This is a genomic window from Lacticaseibacillus pantheris DSM 15945 = JCM 12539 = NBRC 106106 (assembly GCF_001311175.1).
Classification (GTDB): domain Bacteria; phylum Bacillota; class Bacilli; order Lactobacillales; family Lactobacillaceae; genus Lacticaseibacillus; species Lacticaseibacillus pantheris.
Genome location: NZ_BBAI01000020.1, coordinates 1 through 24398, shown reverse-complemented (window position 1 = coordinate 24398; position 24398 = coordinate 1). Strand labels below are relative to the sequence as shown.

Here is a 24398-nt window from a genome sequence, read left to right as displayed (position 1 = left end):
TCTTTCGTTCTGTAGTACGTGCTACTTGGCGTCAAACCACGTCTGCCCGTGATTAGTTTCCACTTTCAGCGGTACGTCCAGCTTGACGGCAGCGTCCATCACGCCTGCAACCACCGTCCGCAAACGGTCCATCTCGCTAGCAGGCGCCTCAAAGATCAGTTCGTCATGCACTTGGAGTAGCATACGGGCCTGCAGGTGTGCCGCACTCACCGCGGCGGGCATCCGTACCATCGCCACTTTGATAATGTCAGCTGCACTACCCTGGATGGGGGTGTTCATAGCGGTACGTTCTGCAAAGCTGCGCAGGTTAAAGTTACGGCTGTGGATGTCGTGCAGGTAGCGCCGCCGGTGGAGCAGCGTTTCTACATAGCCCTGCTCGCGCGCGGTGGCCACCATGCGTTCCATGTATTCGTGCACTTGCGGGTACTGTTCAAAGTAGCCCGCAATGAAGTCCTTAGCCTGTTGCCGCGTAATACCGATGTTCTGGGCCAACCCAAAGTCGCTGATGCCGTAAACAATACCAAAGTTAACGGCCTTGGCTTGACGGCGCATATCCGGGGTGACCTGGTCGGCACTCGTGAGGTTAAAAATCTTCATGGCGGTGTTCGCATGGATATCGCGGTCCTCTTTGAACGCTTCCTGCATGTTGGCGTCGCCAGAAATGTGCGCGAGCACGCGTAGTTCAATCTGCGAGTAGTCGGCGCTGAAAAGTTCCCAGTCGGGATGACTAGGGACAAAGGCGTGGCGCACCTGCTTACCGTCGCCCCGGGCCGGAATGTTCTGCATGTTGGGGTCGACGGAGCTCAAACGGCCGGTCTGCGTTAGTGTCTGTAGGTAACGGGTATGAATCTTCCCGTCGGCGTGCACCGCCTCTTGAAGGCCGACCACGTACGTTGATTGAATCTTGCTAATTTTACGGTAATCCAGAATTTTTTGAATAATGGGGTGCGCGGTGCGCAGCTGTTCCAGCACCGAAACACTGGTTGAGTAACCAGTCTTAGTTTTCTTAACGACTGGTAGTCCCAAATCCTCGAACAGTACTACCCCCAATTGCTTAGGGGAATTAAGGTTAAATTCCTGCCCAGCATCGGCGTAAATCTGCTGTTCCAGGACGGACATTGACCCGGTCAGTTGCTTACCCATCTCCGCCAGGATGTTAGTATCCAGGCTAATTCCGGTATACTCCATATCGCCCAGCACCCGCGCTAGGGGCAACTCCAGGTCGGTGAACAACTGCGTTTCGTCCTGATCAGCGAGCTCCGTAGTTAGGCGCGGACGCAGCGCAAGCAACGCGGCACCCTTTTGCGCCATGTGGTTACAAAATTCATCGTGATCCGGCACGTGTAGTTTCGCGCCTTTGCCGTACACGTCCTCATCTGCCGGCAGGGCATCGTAATTATGCTGCCGAGCTAGTTGGCCTAAGTCATTACTGTTTTCATCGGGGTTCAGCAAGTAGGATGCGAGTAACGCGTCAAAGTCGGGGTGCAGGTCCAAACCGAGGTGTCGGCCGGCGACCAGGTTGCGCTTGGCATCGAAAACTGTGAGTTGACGCGACGCATCGCCCAACCACAAGGCAAATTCCATGTCCTGCAGTAACGAGGTATCGGTTGATACAAAGGTATGGTGCTCATCGGCAACGACAAAACCTTCCACCTGCGCGGTGTGGTAATTATCCGTCAACATTTCCAGTTCGAAAGCCACCGGGGCCTTTAACCGCATCGCGGCGTCTAAGTTCTCCGCCGCGAGTTCAGTGTATTCCACCTGCGTGGCCGGGGCGGCCCCCTGCGCACCCATACGCTTCAAAGCCTGACGCATATCCATGCGTTGGTAGAAAGCACGCAACTGCTCGTAGTCAGGGCCCGCAAAGTTAATGTCATCAAGCCCGATCGTAATTGGGGCATCCTGGCGAATAGTGGCCAGATCCTTACTCATGATTGCCTGGTCATGATCCTCAACCAGGTGTTTCTTCATCTTGCTGGCCTTCAGGTCGTTAATGTGTGCGTATAGGTCTTCCACCGAACCAAACTGCTGTACTAACTTGATGGCGGTTTTCTCGCCGACTTTGGTTACCCCCGGATAGTTATCCGAGGTGTCACCCATTAAACCCTTCAGGTCAATAATTTGACGGGGTGTCACACCCAGCTTTTCCTGAACGTATGCTGGCGTATACTCTTCGAGCTCGGTCACACCCTTCTTGGTAACGGCCACCGTCACCCGGTCCGTAGCAAGCTGCGTCAAATCACGGTCACCGGTCACCACCAGCACCTGGTCCCCCTGCTGGTCAGCCTCGCGGGCCAACGTGCCGATAATGTCGTCGGCCTCGTAGTTCGCGAGTTCATAGTGCACAATGCCGTGGCCTTCCAACATTTCTTTGACCAGCGGCAACTGCTCCAGCAATTCATCGGGTGTCTTTTGGCGTCCAGCTTGTAGTCATCATACTTGGCGGTGCGGAAGGTTTTGCTGCCGGCATCAAAAGCCACCAAGATTTTATCGAAATCCTGGCTAGCCAACAGGTTATCCAACATATTGTTCACACCCAGAATGGCGTTGGTGTGCACCCCATCGCTATTAGTGAAGCGATCTAACGAAGTATAGGTTGCGTAGAAGGCCCGAAACGTAATTGAATTACCATCGATTAATAAAATATTTTTTTTGCCACGGTGTGCACTCCTTTGCCAGCACGAGTTTCTTAACTAATAACATTGTACCAAAAGCGGCGCCCCGCTAATAGGGCTACGCGTGGAAGCGGCGTAACGTGTTCGTTAGCGGCGGCGTCGGCCGACCGGTGAGCTGCGGCTTTCGTGCCCTGCGCCGTGATTGATACGGTAGTGGTTGACGGCAGCATCGGTCGGATTGGGGAGCTGCGGCTTCTGTGGGGTACTCCATGGTAATCCACTGCTAGGGCGAAACCTCCAACTCACCAAGATCGGGTGAGTTTCCGGTGCGATTCTGAGCCTGCCCGGAAACCCACCGGTCAGTCTCAGAAGTCGTCGCGTTCTAACGGCTAAAGCCGTAAGAACGTTGCACCCCGGCAGTGTTACCATTCCGACCCCACACGCCTCCGCTCCCCAATCCAACCGACGCGGCCCCACGCTACTGTACCAGCTCCGTCTCCAGACATGACGCCTCCGTTCCAAAACCCACCCACGGGTGACCGATATTTCGTACTATCTAATCACAGGGGTCCGAAACCGTACCCCATACTTTTATCCGGCCGCGTTGGTTATCTGTACAGTCTTCATTTTTACCGCAAGTATGCAAATAAGTTCCCTCTGGCAGGTTTTACCAGCTGAGTTTTGGCGTATGCTGCCTTGTAAGCATACCGGCGATTGTGTACCGCTGTCTGACTAGTGTGGTGCTGACGTTTGAGGCCGAGCAAGTCATTCATAGATTCGTTCGCAGCGTGGTTCTGCCCGGTGGGAGTGCCGTGGGGTGCGGAGACGACTGGACCCGGAACGGTGACCACTGTTAGGGAACGCACGCAGTTAGCGCTTCAGCGCTTAGTACGTGCTTCTCGCAGGAATGGCGTAGCAGTCCGAGAGCCTCATTTGCAGGCGATGTACAGCGCGACGAACTTAGAGCCTGGCTACCCGCATTTGGCAGCCAGGCTCTAAGTCGCACCGGAAACCGCGGTTTTTACGGTTGGAGGTTTCGCCCTAGCAGCGGTCACCGTGGAGTGGTCCACAAAGTCGTAGAACACCACGGCACCCCCGCCGGTCAGAACCGCCACCAATCCAGTACCTCCAGAATCGCCAAATTATTGCTCAGACAAATAAAAAGCACCAGCCACTCCATCTTGTGAAGTTGCTAGTGCATAACAGTTTAGTTAGTTGGACTAGTTGCGGTCCGAACCCATCCCAAAGATTTGTAAAATCGCGATGAACAGGTTCAAGAAGTCCAGGTATAACGATACGGCCCCAGAAACGGCCAAAGCGTTAATCGAACTCATACCCTGGGCATCTGCCTGCGCGTATAAACGCTTCAGGGTTTGATTATCGTACGCAACCAGCACAATGAAAATTGCCAGAATCGCGTAGTTAATCAGCATTGCCATTCCGCTTGAACGCAGGAACATGTTGACCAAACTCATCAATATAATCCCGAACAAGCTCATGTAGCAATTGACCCGGCACGGCTAAGATCCTTTTTGCCAAAAATCCCCACCATCGCCATGGTGCCAAAGACCACCGCTGTCGTCAGTAGCGCCGCAATCACCGTAGTCCCGCTGTACAGGGACATGATTACCGCGAGGGTAAATCCTTCACTAGCAGCTAGTAGCAGGAAGAATACCAACGCTCGACGCGTGCGCCATCGACCGACCAGTACTACCAAGAATCACAAAAATTATTGGCATGAAGGTCATTACGTAAAACACAATGGTATTGGAGGCAATGAAGTTAAAGTACTGCTGGCGGAAGACATAACCCAACAGGTAAGTAACGGCCGCCGTAACGACCATCCCCCCACCCATGACTCCGTAAACCCGACCAAAGAACTGGGATAACCCCGACTCATTGACGGCACGACGTTCTTGCATATCATCAAATCCTTTCATCGATACGTTACCGTACCAATAATTCTATCTTTGAAAAATATTGTAACATGAATCCACGTCATACCCAATGGTACTTAAGACCGATTTGCGGTCAGCGCATCAGTGTAGGCCTTTTCGTACTTCTGCACATCCCCTGCGCCCATGAAAACAAGGACGCGTCGTGGAAGTCAACAAGCGGCTGCATGTTGTCCAACTGTAACACCTTACCGCCGTCAATCTTGGCCGCTAAATCCTCTGCACTGACGCTACCGCTCTTCTCGCGGGCTGAACTGAATATAGGAGTAATGAAGGCGTGGTCCGCCGTGCCCAAGATTTCAGCAAATTCGTCCAGGTACGCAATGGTCCGGCTAAAGGTGTGCGGCTGGAATACCGCAACAATTTCCTTATCCGGAAATTTCTGCCGGGCTGCATCTAGGGTCGCCTTAATCTCGCTTGGGTGGTGTGCATAATCATCAATGACGGTCATGTCAGCCACGTCAGTTTCGGAGAACCGCCGCTTAACCCCATCAAAGGTGGCCAATTCACGGGCAATCAGGTCGCTGACAGGTGTTCAGTGTAGGCCACCGCCACCACGGCCAAAGAGTTCAGCACGGCGTGTTCACCATACAAAGCAACTTTGAAATGACCAATCAGTTCATCTTTGTGGTAGGCATCGAATTCGGAACCTGCTGGCCCCCGTTGCACGTTGCGCGCAATGAAGTCGTCGCTATCTTTCAGCCCGTAGTAGTACACCGGCACGTCAACATCGAGTCGGCGAAGCCACTGGTCATCGCCCCAGGCAAAGATGGCCTTTTTGACCTGCTTGGCCTCCGTTTCAAACGCATCGTAGACGTCCTCGATCCCCGTGTAATAGTCCGGGTGGTCAAAGTCGATGTTCGTCATGATGATGTAGTCAGGGTGGTAAGCCAGGAAGTGACGACGGTACTCATCGGCTTCAAACACGAAGAACTTCGAGTCCGGAATCCCCTTACCACTGCCATCGCCAATCAGGTAACTAGTTTTGGCAATGCCGCCTAACGTGTGTGCCAGTAAACCGGTGGTACTCGTCTTACCGTGGGCACCCGCGACGCCAATGCTAGTATAATCGCCAATCAGCTTGCCCAGGTATTCGTGGTAACGGTAAATCGGCAAGCCAAGTTCCTTGGCCCGCACGACTTCGGGGTGCTCATCCGTAAAACTATTTCCCAGAATTACGGTGTACCCCGCCTTCAGGTTAGCTGGATCAAAAGGCAGCGTTTCAATTCCCGCAGCCTCCAGGCCCTTCTGGGTAAAAGTGTACTGGGTAATGTCGCTGCCCAGTACCTGATGACCCAAATCGTGCAAAATCAATGCCAGTGAGCTCATACCGGAGCCCTTAATACCAATAAAGTAGTCAGTTTCAGTCATACGCTCAATCTCTTTTCCATGCCCCGCTTTGGCCCGGAGCAACTATGTAGGTTACCGCGTCGTTGGTAAACGACACCTTGCATTCTATGATAGCACAGGCGCCGCGCCGGGACGAGTATCGAAAGCAACATGTCCAACCGAAAAAGGCGAGCAAACCGGGTGCGCCGGCCACCGTGGCGCCCGGAAGCAAGACGTGAACTTTTTACGCGTTAAGGTGAACAAAATTGCACGTAAAGTTGCGTCCAGTAACCAATCCAACGCCAAACAAAAAAAACGTCCCTCTCTAGAGAAGGACGTTGTCAATATAGTCAGAGCGACTACCGCGCCATTACAGCCGGTCGTTCAGTTCCTTAGTCTGTTCTTCGTAGCCGGGACGGCCAAGAAGGGCAAACATGTTGCTCTTGTACGCTTCAACACCTGGCTGGTTGAATGGGTTGATTCCGTTCAGGTAACCAGATACGGCCACAGCGGCTTCAAAGAAGTAGATCATGTAGCCCAGCGTGTATTCATCCTGCTTGGGGATGGATACGGTCATCACTGGCACACCACCATCAGTGTGGGCCAGAACGACACCTTCGTAGGCTTTACGGTTAACTTCAGCCATGGTGCGGCCTTCGAGGTACTTCAAGCCATCAAGGTTGTCGGCCTCGGCAGGAATGTTGATGTCGCGCTTAGGTTGTTCAACCCAAACAACGGTTTCCATCAGGTTCCGGCGGCCTTCCTGGATGTACTGGCCCAAACTGTGCAGGTCCGTAGTGAAGTTAGCGGAAGATGGGTAAATGCCCTTCTGGTCCTTACCTTCGGATTCACCCATCAATTGCTTCCACCATTCGCCAAAGTACTGGAGTTGGTTCGTAGTTTTCAAGCAATTCAGTCGTGTAACCCTTGCGGTACAAGATGTTACGCAAAGCGGCGTACTGGTACGCTTCGTTTTCCTTCAGGTCAGCGCTACTGTATGCTTCGCGACCATCAGCAGCACCCTGCATCAAGGCGTCAATGTCGTAACCGGCAACGGCGATTGGCAGCAAGCCGACAGCGGACAGCACGGAGAAGCGACCACCCAAGTCATCAGGAACGACAAACTCTTCGTAACCTTCAGCGTCGGATTCCGTCTTCAGGGCACCCTTGGCGCGATCAGTCGTTGCGTAGATGCGCTTAGCAGCTTCGGCCTTGCCGTACTTCTCGATCAGCTTTGCCTTCAAGACACGGAAAGCAATTGAAGGTTCTGTCGTCGTACCGGACTTGCTGATGATGTTCAGGGAGAAGTCACGGTCGCCAATGATGTCCAGCAGGTCAGCCAAGTAAGTTGAGCTAATGGAGTTACCAGCAAAGTAGACTTCTGGCAGCTTGCGGGCTGGGTCAGCGTTCCGGAACGTGTGGCTCAGAAAATCAATGGCCGCACGTGCACCCAAGTAAGAGCCACCAATACCAATGGCAACAAAGACTTCAGAGTCCTTTTGTACCTTGGCAGCCGCCTGCTTGATACGGCTAAACTCGTCCTTGTCGTAAGCAACTGGCAAGTCCAAGAAACCGCGGAAGTCGTTACCGGCACCCGTACCGTTACGTAATTCAGAGTCAGCAGCCGTTACCAACGCCTGCATTTCGGACAATTCGTTATCGTGCACGAACTTGCCCAGCTTCGACGAATCAAATGAAATGTGAGCCATGTTAAATCCTCCTATTGTGTACTAAACCATGAATAACTCTATCCGTAATATCCCTAAATTGCAAGGGCTCACAAGCACGTTACCCGCAAAAAAAACGCCACCACAGTGATGACGTCTTGCACGTGCATATTACACGCGTATTTATAGTAGTGATTTTAACGGCAGTTAGGCCTTCATGACCCCTAGGACCACACCACCCAGAATAACGAGCAGGCTACCCACGGTCACGTAAACCATCTCCTTGCGCGTCTTTTCTTCACCCAGCAAGAAAATCCCGCCAAAGGTGGAAATGACAATCCCCATCTGTGACATGGAGAACGCAATTGCTAAACCGACGGACTTCGTTGCCATCAGCATGAATAAGTTACCCACGCCCCACAACAGACCGGTAGCCACGTTTTTGGCCGTGGCCTTGGTTAGTACTTCATGACCAAACGACAGCACGATGGCGCCTAACAACATGCCGACAGCTTGCGGCAACACCACGGCCGCCGCGTCCAGGCCGGCAGCCGTATACACAACCGTATAGCCCGCGTAGCCAATCGTCGAGATCAGCAAGCTTTGGATACCTTTGCCCATATGGTTAGGCGCAGCCGCTTCCGACTTTTCTTTGCGCGAGGTCAGCGCGGCGCCGATTACTAAAATACCAACGGCGATAATTCCCAAAGTGACGTCGCGCCCGCTGTGCCATTCGTGGAACAACAAGGCGCCAGCCAAAGCGTTGGCGACCAATTGCATCCCCGTCGAAATCGGCACGGCAGTGGACACACCCACTTGTTGCATAGAACGGAACTGGAATCCCTGACCCAGTGCCCAAAGTAGTCCGGAAATAATCCCAAAAAGCCAGGTAGCACTAGTAATGCTTGGCTGCATGAATACCCACGTGCCAAAACCAAATACCAGTGCCCCAATGGTCATCCCCAATGTCTGCTGGTACGCGTTACCGCCGAGCTTCCCGCTCACCAGCCCGATTGATCCCCAGGCCAATGCCGGAATCAGTGCGATGATAATTGCCATGATGTGTGTTTCCTCTTTCTCGTTCGGTGTAGTGTGGTTGGATGATGTAATCCGCCAAGCCAATAAAAAAATGGGCGGATGGTTGGTCCGTCCTAGCTAGTGACACCACCGCGAATATTACGCGCTGCAACCCGAGTAAACATACTATCGGAAAATGCGCTTTCATGCAAGTGCCAATTGGTGCCAATCGGCAATTAAACACCTGAAAACTAATGAAAGGCCTTGTTGCGTTTACGTTTTCATAAATTCATTTTCTTGAAATTAATATGTAACTCGCAACCACAGACTCACGCATTATGAAAACGCTTGAATGTCAGCGATTTCTTTTGTACAATGACCGTGTTACCGATTACTACACTTTTGGATCTCTGGAGGGTTTTGCACATGGCTAAAAAGCTTTTGACACGTGGTAAGTTCGACAAGATGCAGCAATTATCTAACAAGGGTGGCGTCATTGCCGCTCTGGCTATCGACCAGCGTGGGTCGATGAAGAAGATGATGGCTGCTGCCGACGAAAAGGCCGGCAAGGAATACAGCTTGGACCAGATTTACGAGTTCAAGGAACTGGTTTCTTCCGAACTGACGAAGTACGCATCTTCCATCTTGATTGATGAAGAACTTGGTTTTAAGGGTATGAAGAGCAAGGACCCATCATCCGGCCTGATTCTTTCATACGAAAAGACCGGCTACGATGCTGACACTGTTGGTCGCTTCCCAGAACTGTTGAAGGACGAAAGCCTCACCCGTTTAAAGGCCAAGGCGCTGACGCAGCCAAAGTCTTGGTTTACTACGATCCACAGGACAAGGACGAGATTAACGACGTCAAGAAGGCCTTCGTTGAACGCCTGGCTAATGAAGCTAAGGGTGCTGACCTACCGTTCTTCTTGGAACTGGTCACCTACACCGACTCCATTCCTGATGCAAAGAGCCGTGAATACGCCCTGGCAAAGCCACGTCTAGTACTGGATGCCATGAAGGAATTCACTCAGGACAAGTACGGTGTTGATGTTATCAAGGCTGAAGTGCCAGTTAACTGGGACTTTGTTGCTGGTCACACCGCTGATGGCGTTGAACCAGCCTACACCGAAGAAGAAGCTGCCGGTTACTTCAAGGAAGCTAACGACATTGCTACGAAGCCATTCATCTACCTGTCTGCTGGTGTACCAACCAAGACGTTCCGTGAAGAATTGAACTTTGCCGGTGCTGCTGGAACCAAGTTCTCTGGTATTCTCTGTGGCCGTGCAACTTGGCGCGACGGCATCCAGGTCTTCGCGGACGGCGGACGTGATGCACTGAAGGAATGGTTGGACACGACTGGTAAGGGCAACGTTGAAGAGCTTAACGAAATCCTCGCCAAGTACGCTACTCCTTGGTATGATGTTTACGGTGGCTTGGACAACATCGAAGTTGTCGACCAGGCCGACTAACTAATACGCAAGCATAAGCCCAACCAAAAACACGGCATCCCACAAACGGGATGCCGCGTTTTTTTACGTCCGTGTATGTCTAAACATTCTAATTGCCCCGCGGAGTAGCTGGTATACTGCGTACCCCACCATACCGCCAACAAAGTTGAAGATGACATCATCAATATCGGCAATGCCAGTAGCCAGTAAAAACTGCCAGCACTCAATCGACAGTGATAATGCCAGGCTGAACACTGCCGTACCGAACCACCGGTGACCCCACCGGCCGAGCATCGGCCAAAGCAACCCTAGCGGCATGAACCAGAGGACATTGCCGATAGTTTGGTAATAAAAGTCTAGTCGACTCGTTGCGTGAAATAGTTGCAGGCTACCTGCCAGTGGGCGCAGATTAATCACGTTGGTACTCCGTCCCCAATCAGGATGAATATCCCAGGGGTAATAAAGGTGCGCCCCGCGAAAAACAGTTAGTGCTAACAATAAAATTAAGTAGGTTACGAAAACCAGTAAGGCCAATTCATGCGACCAACGTGGTCGGTCGCGTTTAAACAGCAGCCAAATAATCCGCAACGCAATAAAAATCAGGGCGTAAAGAATCGTTTTATCTACACTATAAACAATCAGTCGTATGAGTGGCCAATGATTCACTGTGGACGCCATCCTGCCGGCAATCCAACTATAAAACGGGCCTAAAAACAGCATGACGTCACCTCCCACCCCATATTTTACCAGAACGTTCACCCCTGCCCCCTTAAATATTGAGAAAAGGATAGTAATTTCGGTACCGTTTGCCCCGCCTTTGCCACTCGGGGTAAAATGATTACGATACTCTGAAAGGCGGTCACGACGTTGAAATACAGGCTAAAACAATTGCGTACCTCAAGGTGGGGATTTTTCACCATCCTGGTCTTCCTTCTATGTGCCAAGACCCTGTTAGCGTACGTATTTGAATTTAATTTGGGGGCTGAGGACCCGCTACAATACTTGCTCCTAGCCATCAATCCACTCGGTACCAGCATCGTGCTCATTGGGTTGGGGATGTATATTCGCAAACCCAAGCGTGCCTACATTACTGCTAGCGTCATTTACATACTGTTGTGTGTGTTACTAATCGCGAATATCCTCTACTACCGTGAATTCACCGACTTCATGACCATTAACACCATGTTAGGGTCCACAAAGTCGGTTCAGGGGCTCACGGCAGGTAGCCTGTCGTTGCGACCACTAGACTTAGTCTACTTTGGCGACTTCATAATCATCCTGGTCAGCTACCTGGTGTATGGCCTGCTCAACATCATGCGCTTCGTCAACCATCAGCAACTGATTTGGCCCCACTTCGGTTGTCAGATGGACCGCCGTCCGGTCGCCTACCACCGGCCACTGGCTACCACCGTCATCGGCTTGGCCATCTTCATGGTGACCATGGCTCTCAGTGAAGCCAATCGCCCACAGCTGTTAACGCGCACCTTTGATCGCACCTACATCGTGAAATATCTGGGCCTCGGACCATTCACGGTGTATGACGCTATGAAGACGGTACGCACTAACCAGGTCCGGAGCCAGGCTGATAGTGCCAGCATGGATAAGATTCTAAGTTACACACAAAGTCATTATGCCAGTCCAAACGCAACTTATTACGGCGCAGCTAAGGGTAAGAACCTCATCGTCATTCACCTTGAAAGTTTTCAACAATTCTTACTGGGGATGAAGATTGACGGTCAGGAAGTCACCCCCTTCCTGAACTCGCTCGTTAAGGACGACAACACCCTCAGCTTTGATAATTTCTTCAACCAGGTCGGGCAAGGTAAGACCAGTGATGCGGAAAACATGCTGGAAACCAGCACGTTTGGACTATCGACTGGTTCCCTCTTTGCTACCCTGGGCACCGACAATACATTCCAGGCCGCACCGGCGATTCTGAACCAAACTGCCGGCTACAGTACCGCCGTCATGCACGGTGGTTCCGGTTCGTTCTGGAACCGCGACAACACGTACAAGAGTCTAGGTTATAACTACTTCTTTTCCGGCGACTACTACTACCATAGTGCGGACATGAACACCCAGTATGGATCAAGGACAAACTCATGCTGGCCGAAAGCACCAAGTACCTTGAGCACTTGCAGCAGCCGTTCTACTCCAAGATCATTACCACCAGCAACCACATTCCGTACACCATTACCGACGAAGATTCCGACTTCCCGGACGCTGGGACGGACGACACCACAGTGAATAACTACTTCAAAACTGCCCACTACCTGGACGCGGCCCTGAAGGAATTTTTCACTTACCTCAAGAAGAGCGGGTTATATGATAACTCCATTATTATGATGTACGGTGACCACTATGGTCTCAGCAATGAACGTAACAAGGCCGTCGCACCACTACTGGGTAAGAACACCAGTGATTGGACGTCATTTGATGACGCCCAAATGCAACGCGTGCCCTTGATCATTAACATGAAGGGGCTGAAAGGCGGGGTCAACCATACGTATGGTGGCGAAGTAGACGTGCTGCCAACCTTACTCCACCTACTCGGTATTGATACCAAATCCTACGTTGAATTCGGGCAGGACCTACTTTCGACCCAACATCAACAGTTAGTGGCGTTCCGCGACCGCGACTTTGTCACGCAACGCTATACCGTCATCAACGGCCAGGTTTACGATAACAGTACCGGTGCGGTTGCTGACAACCTGTCGGCAGAAACCACGGCTCGGCTTAACCGCGACCAGAAGAAAGTTAACAAGGAGCTACGGCTATCCGACCGGTTGAACCAGCAAAACCTGCTCCGGTTCTACACACCGGCTGGCTTCACCCCGGTGAACTCTAAGTCAATCGACTTTACAACGAGTTTGCAACAAGTTCTCCAACTGGAACAAAATAGGGGTTCGGCCAGCACGTCAATGTACACGGAAAATAATGATCAAAGTACTACGTCGGACTACAAGACGGATGCCCCTGAATTGGACGGCCACGAATCGTACATCACGAAGTTCCCGGCTGCCGTCCAAAAGCAGACTAATTCAACTGGTAGTAGCGTCAGTTCATCCAGCAGCAGTACTTCCGCAACTAGTGATAGTTCAATTTTAGAAAGCGATAGTAGTAACTAGAGAGCGGAGCCCCGCGGTTAGAAACTGGAGCGTAACTTGCTACGGCGGTGAAGCCCGGGCCTGGCTTCATTGTCGTAGCGGGTTACGTGCAAGTTTCTGCGGGGCGCAGCTCGTTTAAGAGAGCGGAGCAGCCCGTTTAGTAAGCAGAGTATAAGGAAGCCCGGACGAGAATCCTGCACTTGGATGCTTGTCTGGGCTTTCTTATACGTCGCTTTCTGGGCTGTGGAGCTCGTTTAAGAGAGCGGAGCCCCGCGGTTAGAAACTGGAGCGCAAGTGTCCCCATCCCAACGCGCCGCTTGGCAGACACATTCAATATGCACAAACAATTGCATATTCTGACCGGAACGCGCCGTAGATGTCGGACTGGTTAAATATGTCAACATCGGGCAACAAACAGTTTTTAGCGCCGCCGTGATGGTCGTATTGCAAACACGAATAACATAATTAACCGGATATTCATTAATGAGCACACAGAAATTCATACATTGTTCAAAATCGGTCACTATAATATTAGATAAAGAGGTGATGATTGATGCGGTTCATGGAACGAACAATTATGGGACTCCGGTACCACCGTAAAATGAACATTTTAATTGCGGCGCTGACGGCGGTATACTCCATAATCGGTTTATTCCTCCGCACTAACGCTGCCAACACGATGTCCAACGCCACCAACTTTAGTCAGCGGATTGCAGAGTTGCCCGGTAGCAACACTAGCGGCGTTACCAGTGCGGTGTTGCGTGCGCACTCCACTCAGGCCGACTACTACAACATCGCGTTTGCAGCGGCAACTTTGATTTACCTAATATTGCTAATCGTCATCGCTGCAATCTTCGTCCGCCGCCAGCAAGCAGAAACGGCTGCGTACATTGGGGCCGGCAAGCAGCCATTCGACATCGCCAGCCAAACCGCCTTAGAGGGTGGCATCAGCGCCACCGTTGGCTTTACGATAGTATCCGTCATCGTGAGTTTATTCAGCGCAACGGTTAGTCACTGGTGGGCCAAAGCCAACCAGTTCATCTTTGCCCACGCCATTGGTCAGCCCCGAGGCACGCAACACCAGGAGATGCTGCAGGGTATCAAAACAATGATGAGCAAACGCATGACCGACTTCAACCCCCAATCCCTACTGTTCGGGGACTCCGGGATGAGTAGCCAGATACCCAACACCGTTGTTGCTTTGCCACAGTCGGCGTAGCGGCGATTAGCGCCGTCGTAATTGTCAATTTAATTGTTATGATGGCCCAGGCCCGCACGGTACGTAGCCACCTTAACTAAGCAAAGGGGGTAACAGCATGCTCTTTAACACCCGCAAAATTAAAGCAACCAAACTAAACCCAATTTTTGACCGCCCCGGTGTCTACTTTGTCAGTCAATCAACACTGACGGCTGCATTTAGCACCTTTCACCAATATGTCCGTGCCCTCAACGATGCAGGTTGGGCCAAACGCGCCGGCGTCATCGCCGCTGAGAGTAGCTTAGTACCGTACCTCCCTGTACGTTCGAACCTCTTCCTGAATGGCAACGAACACAATTTGAACGTACTACCCCGACAGATGCGCAACAGTTCCTTTTTAAATCAACAGTCTTCCGAACTCCACGGAATCGATATACTAATCGTGCAGCTGTTCCGCGAAATTTTGGCCGGCAAACAAATAATTGTGACCGGCACCGTACTCGACCGTCTGAGCGGACCCGAAATTCGCGCCTTCCTCTCCGTCGCCAAAGCCGCCTGCACTGAGCAGGCAGTCAGCCTAATTATTATCACAACCAACGCGGACCTGGCCGCAACTGCCGGCCACTCCCTGACCGAAGCTCCCGAGATAATGGTTACTAACCGACTAAAACAAGGTTCACCCACGTAAAAAGCTTCCTCCTGATACCGATCAAGTACGGTACGGGGAGGAAGCCTTTTTTTTGATTCCACAATTTTTTTTATTCAACGTGACGATCCCGGCGCCAAACGCCAGTCAATACGCATACAACCAGGACAAAGGCCACGGCAACTATCAATGCGGCTCTAGTTGAAGGTAACCAGGCCATTACTACAAACACCATAATCAGAAATACCAAAACTAAATAATCAGTGAACGGCGCCCCCGGCAAGCGGAATTCATGCCCTTGGGGATTGGCCCGGCGATAGCGTAGATGGGTCAGCACGAGTGCCCCCCACACAAATAAGAAGCACGTCGTTGCGGCAGAGGAAGCAGCAGTGAAAATTGACGCCGGAATGATAATGTTCAAAATGACACCCAAAGCAATCATACCGGCACTAGCAGCAATGGCCCGCGCCGGAACCTGCCGGTGATTCAAACGGCCAAAATAACGTAGTACTGGGTGCTTCCCGGTCACGCCCATCCCAAAGAGTAGACGTCCCGTCGAATAAAGGCTAGAGTTGCAGGCACTAGCAGCAGCCACAAGCACCACGAAGTTAATAATATCGCCACCAGCAGAGATGCCAGCATTATCAAACACCTGCACAAACGGACTGGAACTGGTAGAGACCGCACTCCACGGGAATACGGACATAATTACGAGTAGCGCGCCCACGTAGAATAGAATCACCCGTACCGGAATTTCGTTGATGGCCTTCGGAATAACGTGATGGGGATCAGCCGTTTCGGAAGCGGTGAGCCCCACCATTTCGATACCCACAAAGCTGAACACCACCATTTGGAACGACGAGAAAAAGCCGCCAGCACCTTGGGCAAAGAAGCCGCCAAACGCGGTTAGGTTGCTAAAGGATGCGTTACCTTCCCGCGTTTTGACGTGCAGGAAGATTAATACTAGCCCCACAACAATTAGAATAACGATCGCTACGACCTTAATGAGTGCAAACCAAAACTCAGTTTCACCAAACGCACCGACACTAATTAGGTTGAGGCATAGTAGCAGAACTAACGTAATCAGTCCTGACACCCACTGTGGTGACCCGGGAATCCAGTACTTGACGTAGAGCCCCACCGCGGTAATTTCAGCGATCGCAACCGCAATCCAGCAAACCCAGTAAACCCAGCCAATGACCTTACCAGTTTTAACACCCAAGTATTCGGAAATAAAATCAATAAAATTGTGCTTAGTAGTATCGCTCAGTAATAATTCGCCCAGTGCGCGCATCATCAAAAAGCAAACCAATCCGGTCACAATATAGGCCAACAATATTGCCGGCCCAGCCTGATGGATGGTCTGTCCCGCGCCAAGAAATAACCCCGTCCCAATTGTCCCGCCTAGGGCAATGAGCTGCACGTGCCGGTTTTTCAGATCACGCGCCATGTGCACGTTATTCTTTTCAGTTGATTGCAAAACGATACCTCCAGTTATTAACCCTTTCAGTATACCGAAGCACCACTCCGCCACCCAGTAAAGTGTAATGAAACCTCATCAGCGATTGATGAACTAAATTCATGTATTTAGATATCATGATGAATAATGGGCAACAAATAAGCAAATTACGTTTTGGGTTGGGCCACCCGCCAGATATTCGACCATCGAAAAAGAAGCCGGCAATTACTCATGCCCGCTTCCCCTATTCGTACAACTTCGATTAATTTGTTCCCGTTATTACCGTTACCTGGCGCTCAGATAAATGATTCAGGAGGTAATCACGCAGGTCGCTGACATCGCGGTCAAATACCAAGCGGCTGACCTTGATGCTGCCTACGTAAGTCCATAGTTCGTTACGACCCTCAACGCGAGTGGGACGAATTTCAACTTTGCTAATCGCTCCCCACACACGCACTGACCCCAGTCCGGCAATCACTGCCCAAAAGGCTAAGCCCCTACGCCAGCACGCAAACAATAAACACATCCCCGCGACGAACCAACCCAGAACCTGAGTATCCACCGTTTGTGCGGTGCCCCAAGTAACAACCGCGGCCACAACCGCGACAACTAGCAGGAGCACTGTCCGTACCCAGCGTGTCCGTGCCGCAATTTTGATTGAACCGTCAACAACTACTGTCGTTATCAGCCAGTATCAATACCGCCAAATAAAACCAACTTAACCAGCTCATTTAGTCAGCTCCATTACGTCCCGCGCAATCATTAGTTCTTCATCGGTAGGCAACAATAGTACTTTCATCGTCGAGCCATCAGCGGTTAAATCCGTGTCCTCAGGTCGCACATCATTGTTGCGATCCTCGTGCATCCGCACCCCAAAAACGCGTAAGCCATCAATAATACGTTGTCGCATAGCACCGTCTCCTTCACCCATGCCAGCAGTGAAGACCAACCCGTCAACGTGGCCCAGCTCGGTAATGTAGCCGGCCACGTACTTCACCATCCGGTTCACAAATATATCGATGGCCAGTTGCGACTGGTGCCGCGTTGTGCGCGTCTCTTCAACTTTGCGCATATCCGGAGAAAGTTCCGAAATTCCAAAGACGCCGGATTCGGTGTTCAAAATTTTAATCACATCATCCGGATCAGTTAATTGCAACTTCTTCATCAACATGGCAACCAGTGAAGGATCAACATCCCCACTGCGCGTACTCATGGTGACCCCTGAAACAGGAGTGTACCCCATGGAGGTGTCGTAGCTCGCACCGTTCTTAACGGCGGTCACCGAAACACCACTACCCATGTGCATGACAATCAGGTTCAATTCAGACATGGGTTTGTGCAACATTTTCGCGGTGTGTGTCACCACGTAACGAATGCTCGTTCCGTGTGCACCGTACTTCCGGAGGCCAAAATCACGGTAGTACTGCATCGGAATGCTGTACAGGTAATTCATCTCGGGAATAGTTGTATGGTACGCAGTGTCGAAAACCCCCACCTCTGGTGTATCTGGTAGCACCTGCATGAAGGCCCGAATGCCCTTTGCTTCAGGTGGATTGTGCAACGGTGCTAGTTCAGACAGTGCCTCGATTTGGTCCAGTTCCTTTGGGCCAATTACGCTTGAAGCCTTAAACGTCTCCCCACCAGCAACGACCCGGTGACCAACACCGCCAATTTCATGGTAGTCCTCAATAATGTGCAGGTGTTTCAGCTCGTGGATTAACTTATCCACGGCCACGTCAACACTCTGGATATCTTCTTCCTCGACAAGTTGCTGACCATCACCGTACTTAACGGTGAAGGTAGTGCCCGGTAAACCCAGATTGTCCACCAGTCCACGGGCAATCACCCGTTCTTCTGGCATTGCGAACAATTTCCACTTAAGCGTTGAACTACCGGCATTGACTGCAAGAATTTTAACCACTGGTATTAGTCTCCTAGTTGAATGTTTGCTTGGTACCACGACTGCACTGCACTGACGAACTGTTTAAGCCCTTCTGAATTATCAAGTTGCGGAAATTCACCCAACAACACTTGGGTTGCTTGCCGTGCTCCAGCCCCAGGTTTCTGTAGGAAAAGCAAGGACTTTTGGGCATCCGGACTACTAAACATAGACTCTGGCAACGTCAACAAGCCTTGGAAAAAGGCGTGCTTAGTCAGCCACTGAGTCAATGTTGCCGACTCATCCGTTTTGAAGACGTTCGCCGGAACGTAGAACATCCCTAGTCCCCCCGGCTTTAACTGCCGCAATGCCTGTTCAATGAGCAAGTGATGGGCATATGAATGACCAGACTTGGCCGCCAGTTCAAATCCTGCAGCGCGTTCATCCAGCGGATAATAACCCACGGGTAAATCTGACACCACAACGTCCACTTGACCAAACACTAGTGTATCCAGCGCATCCTGATGGTACAAATCAACATCAGTCCCCTGGAGAGTGGCGCTCACGCCTGCTAACGCCAGTACATCCTCATCATTATCCACACCATATCCGTGAACGCGCGCTCCGGTCTGTTCCTGCAACGCATTAATCACTGCAAAGAGCAGGTTACCTGTGCCCACTGCCAAGTCAGCTACGGCAAGTTCCTGTGGCTGTTGTGGCAGCATGAGTGTGGTTAGGTAAGTAGCCAGGGTTGCCAACGCATCAGGTGTAACCTGCTTGTTGGGTTCAGTGGCGTCAAACTGCATAACTTTCACTAATACTAGCTGGATAGCCTGCCGTATTTCTTCTGGTTGATATTGCTCCGCCCATAGTGGCGACAATAGTTCCTGTAGGCGGGCCGTCGTTTCAGCATCTGGAAGACCGTCCTCATGGTGGATATCTCCAGCATGTAAGTCCTCAGCCACCTCAGTCAGCGCCGTTAACATTGAACCGTCGATATTCCGTTGTAATGTGGAACTGGCCATGCTCATCGCATTGTACAGTTCTTCCATGTGCTCATTGGCCACTCAGACACACTCCCTATCGGTAAATTTACTACACTAATCTTACCGGTGTAGGACGTGGTTTTCAAGGCTATCACGGCGTTATTTCCGTAATGTTGACATTAGCGCTTACTAATACCAAGACAAACTTTCATTGCCCCAATGGCTGTTTTTCCGTGATAGCGCCACGTTTTGACGATTCTGTAACTTTATCCAGCCGAACCCAATTATTTAACGCGTTACGGTTGGCACGCTCCTCTAACTCGTATTGTGTGCGCCAACGCAACATTTGCGGCACCATCCAAAAAGTCATCGCACCGATTACCAACAAGATTAGTAGTGCACTCGCTAACACGCTACCTTGATGTCGTCTGCCCATTGGTCAACACCCCCCTAAAAGTTAGTCCATCGTCCATGGTCACCTTATAGACCCAGGTATTGTCTGCCAAAGTATCAATGAGTAACTTGCGGGCGTGCATTAATATCGGCACGTAGCCACCGTTATCGGTTTCTACCCGCAGAATGTTCCCGTTAGCTTGAGAATGATACTGTGCAATCGTTCTTCTGACCCCATCCTGATCCACTAACACCAGGGTGTCGTTCCCCTCACCAGATACACTGCCCCCAGTGCAATAGCGTTCTAATTGCCGTTGTGCCGCTTGTAGCTCAACCATCTCTTCATCTTTGGTCGTCATGTGGCTGGCAATTTGAACTAGTGGCGACCACAGACAAACCGTCGCAGCCAGAACTGCCAAAGCCGCCAAGCATTCAACCATTGTGAAGCCCATACGTAAACGTCCACGTCTCCGTCGTACCATCCTTTTGCACCTTCACCTGATGGTCATTTAGTATCGTTGCCTGATAGTACGCGATACCCAACTGACTCCGTTCCTTCATCAATCCATTTGCGGCATGACCCCGTAGGCAATTGATCGCCGCCCGGCCAGCCATCGCCCTATCCCGGGGGATTAGTACAAACTCACGGTGCGTTCGTGCAACCACGGATACCATAAGTGCACACATAGCAATTACCATAATGGCAGCGATGTGTTCCACTAATAATGAACCAGCTAATCGACCGTGCCAATATCTAATTGCCCCCACTCCATTTCTATCGCAACCCGATGCGGCGGTCCAACCGTCGATGACAAAATCGTTTCATGGGGTTGGGTAACTTTGCCTTTCGCGGTAATATCCCAATGAAACGAGCCACCCCCAATTACTAATGTCCGTGGAATTACCACCCGAACGGTGCCCGTCGTATCAACCAGCGGCCGTTTAGGGTTTGAAAATTCGACGACATAATTTTGTACATCCCAGTTGACCACCACCGCTTTGCCATTCACCTTAGCTGCCGCTAGTTCATACTGCCATTCAGTCCGCACACGCTCAAAAAAAAGGCGTCTTCAACACGTCGCTGTTCCCATCGCTGTCCCACCGTAATGGTAAAAACGGCCAGTGTGGCTACCACAACCAACACCATCAACACTTCAATCATGGTAAAACCCGGGCGTCGCCGCATGTCTACTTACCAGCCGGCGCCTTCAAAGCCACGTCAGTACCCGTCTGCGCAACTTTGACACCTGCATCCACTAGTTGCGTGTATTGAGCAGCACTAATTAAACCCTGGTCCCGCAACTCGCCTAGTGAATTAAGACCCCCAGCATTCTCCAAGTCGGGTGTTTGCACCGCCAACTGCGCGTTAACACTCCGCACGATTGTTGCAACATTCTTGGTTTCCGCGTGGTCCATTTGCCCCTTAACGGTCGCAATCAACGTAATCGTCAAAATTACAATCACGCTAGCGCTGCCAACACCTCAATGAGCGTAAATCCCTTACGCTGACGCTTTAATTTTACTTGCATTTAATAACTCCCCCCAATGTTTGAATAAAAGCGAAAAGGACGTACAAGTGCCGCAAAATGGCACTTTGTACGTCCTTGTTCCGTATTTACTCCGCCCTGCCTAGTTATCCACAGGAAAAGTGGCCCAATCGACTGCCCCCTAAAGCTCGTTTCTTTTGTATGGAGATTACACAAAAACAGCGACGCCGACTATATCGGTATCGCTATTTTTAATTAGTACAGCCTCGCTTAATTAATACTACCAAGCGCTAAATTAAACCATACACAAATATGTATGGGCGCATAAATTGAGTGACGTTGTTTGGGTAATATTTACCATTGGGGAGTGGTTTGTGAGGGGTGCATTATACTACCATGACCGAATATGTGGCTACGCCCTGACCACAAACAAAGATTACACCAAATTAAAGATCCAATCAATAAAAAGAGACTTCCCACGTGCAGTAGAGAAGTCCCCAAGAGGCGTTGCCGACTTTGCAATTTGTGGTTAAAAGCATTTTCAGCATAAAAACCACAGGCGTTGTCTGATATCTACCAAATCGTAAACGAACAAAAGAAGTAGAACCCCCGTTAGACGGTACCTAAACTTGCATACAGTGTTGTTGAACAGATAATTTGGAGTCTTAGCAACGCCTCTGAACTGATTATACACATGTTTTACTAATGCGTATACAATTTTATAATATGTTTTTAAACAAAATACCCCTAGCATTTCTGCTAAGAGTATAGAGGAGTAGGAACGAAAGTGTTAACATGCTGGAAGGTGTGAAAACACTCGTTCGAACGACTTGATTATAGCACCGCTCAAATTAAATGTCGAAATTATTAAAAAAAAGCCCCACCCATCAGGGTGAGGTTACTTAGTCATGCAATTGTGTTACCGGAATGCTCCCAGTGCCGCGCCATTGTCGCGCACCGCTAGGTAGTGAGTCAGTCCATCGCTCGCGTGGTACGCGGTGTATACAGCTCTTCGTAACTTAGTAGCTGCTGGTATACCCGCTAAGGCACGATCAATCTCCTCCAGCTCGCGCAGCGCCGTACTTGATGCCACGCCAGTTCATGCCGCGAGCGCTCGCACTTGCTTGACCGTCCAGCGTTCTAGCGGCCGTGAGTTGAAGTTAAACCAGGTCGTTTGACTGATGCCGCTATCTTTTGCTAGCCGATAGCGTGTGAGGCTGTGTGCCTCAAGATACTTATCTAAAATTCCCGCCATTGCTGGTAGGAGGCCTATTTTCAATGTCAAGCCGACATTATTTTTTTATCTCCGTCTATGGTGGGTTTCTCGCTCAACTCCGGAAAAGTTGCAATTTCTCGTGCCTCAGATGAAAGCAAACCAACATAAACTCTAAACTTATCAATTAACAATCTCATTATTTCAGTAGACGATTTTTTTATTTTCTTCAGTAATCTCTCGAGAATTACTTTCATCTTCGACATACTTATAAAACTCGTCAGAAACTAAGAAGTTGCCAACGATTGTCCCTGAAAGAACAAATTCACGCGTCCGATAATCTGTTGTGACAGTTCCCTTAATAAACTTTTTCCCTTTTTGTTCTTTAAAAATGTTGTTATTAGTAGCTGGTTCCATTTTCAGAACTGATTTTCCAGCATCATTAACTTGATCATCTTCTTTGAAAAATGGCTGTGTTCTAAACTCAAGTGTCTGAATTGAAATGTCTACTACACCTATCCTCATTATTAACCTCACAATACGGTCATTGTTACGCCATTAGCACTCACGTCATTTATTGAATACGTATTTTCTGTTTCTATAACTTTGGTAGCCTTTTTTTATAGGTCCTTGTATTTTTAGTGGTTTGATACCCTTATCGTTAAAGCTTGTATTGCTTATAAAACTTGCCGATATTTGAAACATTTCCTTAAAAACTGACAAACCAACTTGCAAGCCGGACTTAACCGCCTCACTAGTGGACTTTTGAGTCAGTCCCACTTGTAATGTCTCATTCAAAAAACTATTCAAACTAACATTTTCTCGTTCAGCATTCATAACGAGCTCTCTATGCAAGTTTTTTTGATGTTCGTAACGTTATTCTTCCTGAATATTCTTTCTTCATTAAAACAGGTTCAGGTATTGGAAGATTTCTTTTTAAAGCTACTGCGATCCAAGACCTTTTAGCATCCTCAAGACTGGTCAAAGCCTCTTCGATAGTATCTTCAAAAACCTCAAGACCTGGCAATTCCGGAATTGAAGCGCTGTAGTAATTTTCACCTTCGTCATCAATCGGTGAGATATCAATTTTGTATTTCAAATTTATATAATAATCTAAGCTTTTGTTTTCCATGATGTTCCCCCACTTATTTAAAAAAACTATTTAGTTCTTCAAATCGTCAATCGCATTTAAAAAAATATCTGACAAGATACGATTTAAGGTCCTTCCCGTGATCAGGAAGCGGCTTCATCGGGTAATCAAGACTAGGATTATATACAATAAAGTGACTGCCACCGGTATCGTTTACAACTTTAAATCCGTAGTTTTCTAAAAGTCGTCTCATTTCTCGAAACGTAACTTGGCGCGGATTCCGTCTTATTTTTACCTCTAGCTTATCAATTTGACTCACGTCAGTTCCTCCGCACCACATTTAGTGTCACCCATGTCACTGTCAACATCATATACTTCTGATTTTCGTAATACAACACTTTTGACTGATTGTAAACAAATTTGTTAACTTTGTTCACCACTAAATTTGCAACATCACAAAAAGTCCTCCACCCGCGTTAGCGAGCAGAGGACTTTTTGTTACCGGATATACAGACTTTCGCCGGGATAGATCAGGCTATAGATTGATTTGCCGTTGTTGGCTGCCAGTGTGTAAATACTGATGCCGTACTTGCTGGCAATACTCCAGAAGCTATCACCAGAGCGGACTGTGTAGTACGTGTGGCTTGCTACGCTTGAATAGCTTGTGCCAGATACTCGGAGAACGTCTCCGGGATGAATAACACTGTTGATAGTCTTGCCGTTCTTAGAAGCCAAAGTATACATGCTCATGCCATATTTGTAAGCAATCGACCACCAACTATCACCCGACTGAACCGTGTAGGTCGAGCCAGAGCTTACTGACGGCACACTGGTCGTCGCCAGAATCTCCACATCACTGCGGTTAGCCCAGCTCATGATGCCGCCAAGCAGTACCCGCGTGCCGGAGAC

The 24398-nt window shown here is 50.0% G+C and carries 21 protein-coding genes and 5 pseudogenes; 4 read left to right on the top strand and 22 right to left on the bottom strand.

Features of this window, described 5'->3' with window-relative positions:
• Window positions 1–21: 21 nt before the first annotated feature.
• From polA to JCM12539_RS07555, 7 genes and pseudogenes are all read right to left on the bottom strand, one after another.
• Window positions 22–2645: pseudogene (gene polA / locus JCM12539_RS07575) on the bottom strand (DNA polymerase I).
• 1190 nt (window positions 2646–3835) lie between these two features.
• Window positions 3836–4090 (bottom strand): Bax inhibitor-1 family protein, encoded by a 255-nt coding sequence (locus JCM12539_RS15685; RefSeq protein WP_500778463.1) that lies wholly within the window; start codon window positions 4088–4090, stop codon window positions 3836–3838.
• Window positions 4091–4110: 20 nt separating this feature from the next.
• A complete protein-coding gene (locus JCM12539_RS15680; protein ID WP_500778462.1) occupies window positions 4111–4293 on the bottom strand; it encodes a hypothetical protein in 183 nt (60 codons plus the stop codon).
• A complete protein-coding gene (locus JCM12539_RS14105) occupies window positions 4265–4537 on the bottom strand; it encodes a hypothetical protein (protein ID WP_225350294.1) in 273 nt (90 codons plus the stop codon). The genes JCM12539_RS15680 and JCM12539_RS14105 overlap by 29 nt, the downstream gene beginning before the upstream one ends.
• A 92-nt stretch (window positions 4538–4629) precedes the next feature.
• Window positions 4630–5941, bottom strand: a pseudogene (gene murC / locus JCM12539_RS07565) (UDP-N-acetylmuramate--L-alanine ligase).
• 328 nt (window positions 5942–6269) lie between these two features.
• Window positions 6270–7608, bottom strand: a pseudogene (locus JCM12539_RS07560) (glucose-6-phosphate isomerase).
• 165 nt (window positions 7609–7773) lie between these two features.
• Window positions 7774–8625, bottom strand: a complete 852-nt coding sequence (locus JCM12539_RS07555) for a GRP family sugar transporter (RefSeq protein WP_054650450.1) — start codon at window positions 8623–8625, stop codon at window positions 7774–7776.
• Between the two features lie 384 nt (window positions 8626–9009).
• On the opposite strand from JCM12539_RS07555, the pseudogene JCM12539_RS07550 reads away from it, so the two are divergent.
• Window positions 9010–10052, top strand: a pseudogene (locus JCM12539_RS07550) (tagatose 1,6-diphosphate aldolase).
• Between the two features lie 63 nt (window positions 10053–10115).
• On the opposite strand, the gene JCM12539_RS07545 reads toward JCM12539_RS07550, so the two are convergent.
• On the bottom strand, window positions 10116–10751 hold the full coding sequence (locus JCM12539_RS07545; protein ID WP_054650448.1) for a VanZ family protein: 636 nt from the start codon (window positions 10749–10751) through the stop codon (window positions 10116–10118).
• Window positions 10752–10898: 147 nt separating this feature from the next.
• On the opposite strand from JCM12539_RS07545, the pseudogene JCM12539_RS07540 reads away from it, so the two are divergent.
• The 3 genes and pseudogenes from JCM12539_RS07540 (at window position 10899) to JCM12539_RS07530 (ending at window position 15024) form a co-directional block, all read left to right on the top strand.
• Window positions 10899–13159, top strand: a pseudogene (locus tag JCM12539_RS07540) (LTA synthase family protein).
• A 532-nt stretch (window positions 13160–13691) separates the two neighbouring features.
• Window positions 13692–14357 carry a hypothetical protein gene (locus JCM12539_RS07535; RefSeq protein WP_054650446.1) on the top strand — a complete coding sequence of 222 codons (666 nt, stop codon included), beginning with the start codon at window positions 13692–13694 and terminating at the stop codon, window positions 14355–14357.
• 97 nt (window positions 14358–14454) lie between these two features.
• Window positions 14455–15024, top strand: a complete 570-nt coding sequence (locus JCM12539_RS07530) for a hypothetical protein (protein WP_054650444.1) — start codon at window positions 14455–14457, stop codon at window positions 15022–15024.
• 70 nt (window positions 15025–15094) lie between these two features.
• Here JCM12539_RS07530 and JCM12539_RS07525 read toward each other — a convergent pair whose 3' ends face one another.
• From JCM12539_RS07525 to JCM12539_RS07460, 14 genes are all read right to left on the bottom strand, one after another.
• Window positions 15095–16462 carry an amino acid permease gene (locus tag JCM12539_RS07525; RefSeq protein WP_054650442.1) on the bottom strand — a complete coding sequence of 456 codons (1368 nt, stop codon included), beginning with the start codon at window positions 16460–16462 and terminating at the stop codon, window positions 15095–15097.
• A 241-nt stretch (window positions 16463–16703) separates the two neighbouring features.
• On the bottom strand, window positions 16704–17063 hold the full coding sequence (locus tag JCM12539_RS07520; RefSeq protein WP_054650440.1) for a hypothetical protein: 360 nt from the start codon (window positions 17061–17063) through the stop codon (window positions 16704–16706).
• Between the two features lie 105 nt (window positions 17064–17168).
• Entirely contained in the window at window positions 17169–18362 is a 1194-nt protein-coding gene (locus JCM12539_RS07515; RefSeq protein ID WP_054650438.1) for an acetate/propionate family kinase, read from the bottom strand.
• Between the two features lie 5 nt (window positions 18363–18367).
• Window positions 18368–19387: a class I SAM-dependent methyltransferase gene (locus JCM12539_RS07510; RefSeq protein WP_054650436.1), complete on the bottom strand. Its 1020-nt coding sequence runs from the start codon at window positions 19385–19387 to the stop codon at window positions 18368–18370.
• 332 nt (window positions 19388–19719) lie between these two features.
• Window positions 19720–20151 carry a prepilin-type N-terminal cleavage/methylation domain-containing protein gene (locus JCM12539_RS07500; RefSeq protein WP_054650432.1) on the bottom strand — a complete coding sequence of 144 codons (432 nt, stop codon included), beginning with the start codon at window positions 20149–20151 and terminating at the stop codon, window positions 19720–19722.
• Window positions 20152–20433: 282 nt separating this feature from the next.
• Window positions 20434–20709 carry a hypothetical protein gene (locus JCM12539_RS07490; protein ID WP_054650428.1) on the bottom strand — a complete coding sequence of 92 codons (276 nt, stop codon included), beginning with the start codon at window positions 20707–20709 and terminating at the stop codon, window positions 20434–20436.
• A gap of 11 nt (window positions 20710–20720) precedes the next feature.
• Window positions 20721–20885, bottom strand: a complete 165-nt coding sequence (locus JCM12539_RS12720) for a prepilin-type N-terminal cleavage/methylation domain-containing protein (protein ID WP_082405403.1) — start codon at window positions 20883–20885, stop codon at window positions 20721–20723.
• A 2-nt stretch (window positions 20886–20887) separates the two neighbouring features.
• Window positions 20888–21163 (bottom strand): hypothetical protein, encoded by a 276-nt coding sequence (locus JCM12539_RS07485; RefSeq protein WP_054650426.1) that lies wholly within the window; start codon window positions 21161–21163, stop codon window positions 20888–20890.
• Window positions 21160–21228: a prepilin-type N-terminal cleavage/methylation domain-containing protein gene (locus tag JCM12539_RS15200; protein ID WP_082405407.1), complete on the bottom strand. Its 69-nt coding sequence runs from the start codon at window positions 21226–21228 to the stop codon at window positions 21160–21162. Before JCM12539_RS15200 ends, JCM12539_RS07485 begins: the two co-directional genes overlap by 4 nt.
• Before the next feature lie 1375 nt (window positions 21229–22603).
• On the bottom strand, window positions 22604–22924 hold the full coding sequence (locus tag JCM12539_RS07480) for a hypothetical protein (protein ID WP_054650424.1): 321 nt from the start codon (window positions 22922–22924) through the stop codon (window positions 22604–22606).
• A gap of 45 nt (window positions 22925–22969) precedes the next feature.
• Window positions 22970–23236, bottom strand: coding sequence for a hypothetical protein (locus JCM12539_RS07475; protein WP_156302133.1), 267 nt, complete (start codon window positions 23234–23236; stop codon window positions 22970–22972).
• A 10-nt stretch (window positions 23237–23246) separates the two neighbouring features.
• The gene (locus JCM12539_RS07470; RefSeq protein ID WP_054650420.1) at window positions 23247–23531 is read right to left on the bottom strand and encodes a type II toxin-antitoxin system HicB family antitoxin; all 285 of its coding nucleotides are present in this window, start codon (window positions 23529–23531) and stop codon (window positions 23247–23249) included.
• A 46-nt stretch (window positions 23532–23577) separates the two neighbouring features.
• On the bottom strand, window positions 23578–23742 hold the full coding sequence (locus JCM12539_RS15195; protein WP_225350296.1) for a type II toxin-antitoxin system HicA family toxin: 165 nt from the start codon (window positions 23740–23742) through the stop codon (window positions 23578–23580).
• A 245-nt stretch (window positions 23743–23987) separates the two neighbouring features.
• Window positions 23988–24398 (bottom strand): LysM peptidoglycan-binding domain-containing protein (locus JCM12539_RS07460; protein ID WP_156302132.1); only part of this gene is annotated, 411 nt, incomplete at its 5' end.

What these genes read in the sequence shown, in the direction of transcription:
- JCM12539_RS15685 (WP_500778463.1), bottom strand. Translation starts at nt 4,090, where the DNA reads ATGAGTTTGGTCAACATGTTCCTGCGTTCAAGCGGAATGGCAATGCTG.
- JCM12539_RS14105 (WP_225350294.1), bottom strand. Translation starts at nt 4,537, where the DNA reads ATGCAAGAACGTCGTGCCGTCAATGAGTCGGGGTTATCCCAGTTCTTT.
- JCM12539_RS07555 (WP_054650450.1), bottom strand. Translation starts at nt 8,625, where the DNA reads ATGGCAATTATCATCGCACTGATTCCGGCATTGGCCTGGGGATCAATC.
- JCM12539_RS07545 (WP_054650448.1), bottom strand. Translation starts at nt 10,751, where the DNA reads ATGCTGTTTTTAGGCCCGTTTTATAGTTGGATTGCCGGCAGGATGGCG.
- JCM12539_RS07535 (WP_054650446.1), top strand. Translation starts at nt 13,692, where the DNA reads ATGCGGTTCATGGAACGAACAATTATGGGACTCCGGTACCACCGTAAA.
- JCM12539_RS07530 (WP_054650444.1), top strand. Translation starts at nt 14,455, where the DNA reads ATGCTCTTTAACACCCGCAAAATTAAAGCAACCAAACTAAACCCAATT.
- JCM12539_RS07500 (WP_054650432.1), bottom strand. Translation starts at nt 20,151, where the DNA reads ATGGGCTTCACAATGGTTGAATGCTTGGCGGCTTTGGCAGTTCTGGCT.
- JCM12539_RS12720 (WP_082405403.1), bottom strand. Translation starts at nt 20,885, where the DNA reads ATGCGGCGACGCCCGGGTTTTACCATGATTGAAGTGTTGATGGTGTTG.
- JCM12539_RS07480 (WP_054650424.1), bottom strand. Translation starts at nt 22,924, where the DNA reads ATGAGGATAGGTGTAGTAGACATTTCAATTCAGACACTTGAGTTTAGA.
- JCM12539_RS07475 (WP_156302133.1), bottom strand. Translation starts at nt 23,236, where the DNA reads ATGAATGCTGAACGAGAAAATGTTAGTTTGAATAGTTTTTTGAATGAG.
- JCM12539_RS07470 (WP_054650420.1), bottom strand. Translation starts at nt 23,531, where the DNA reads ATGGAAAACAAAAGCTTAGATTATTATATAAATTTGAAATACAAAATT.
- JCM12539_RS15195 (WP_225350296.1), bottom strand. Translation starts at nt 23,742, where the DNA reads ATGAGACGACTTTTAGAAAACTACGGATTTAAAGTTGTAAACGATACC.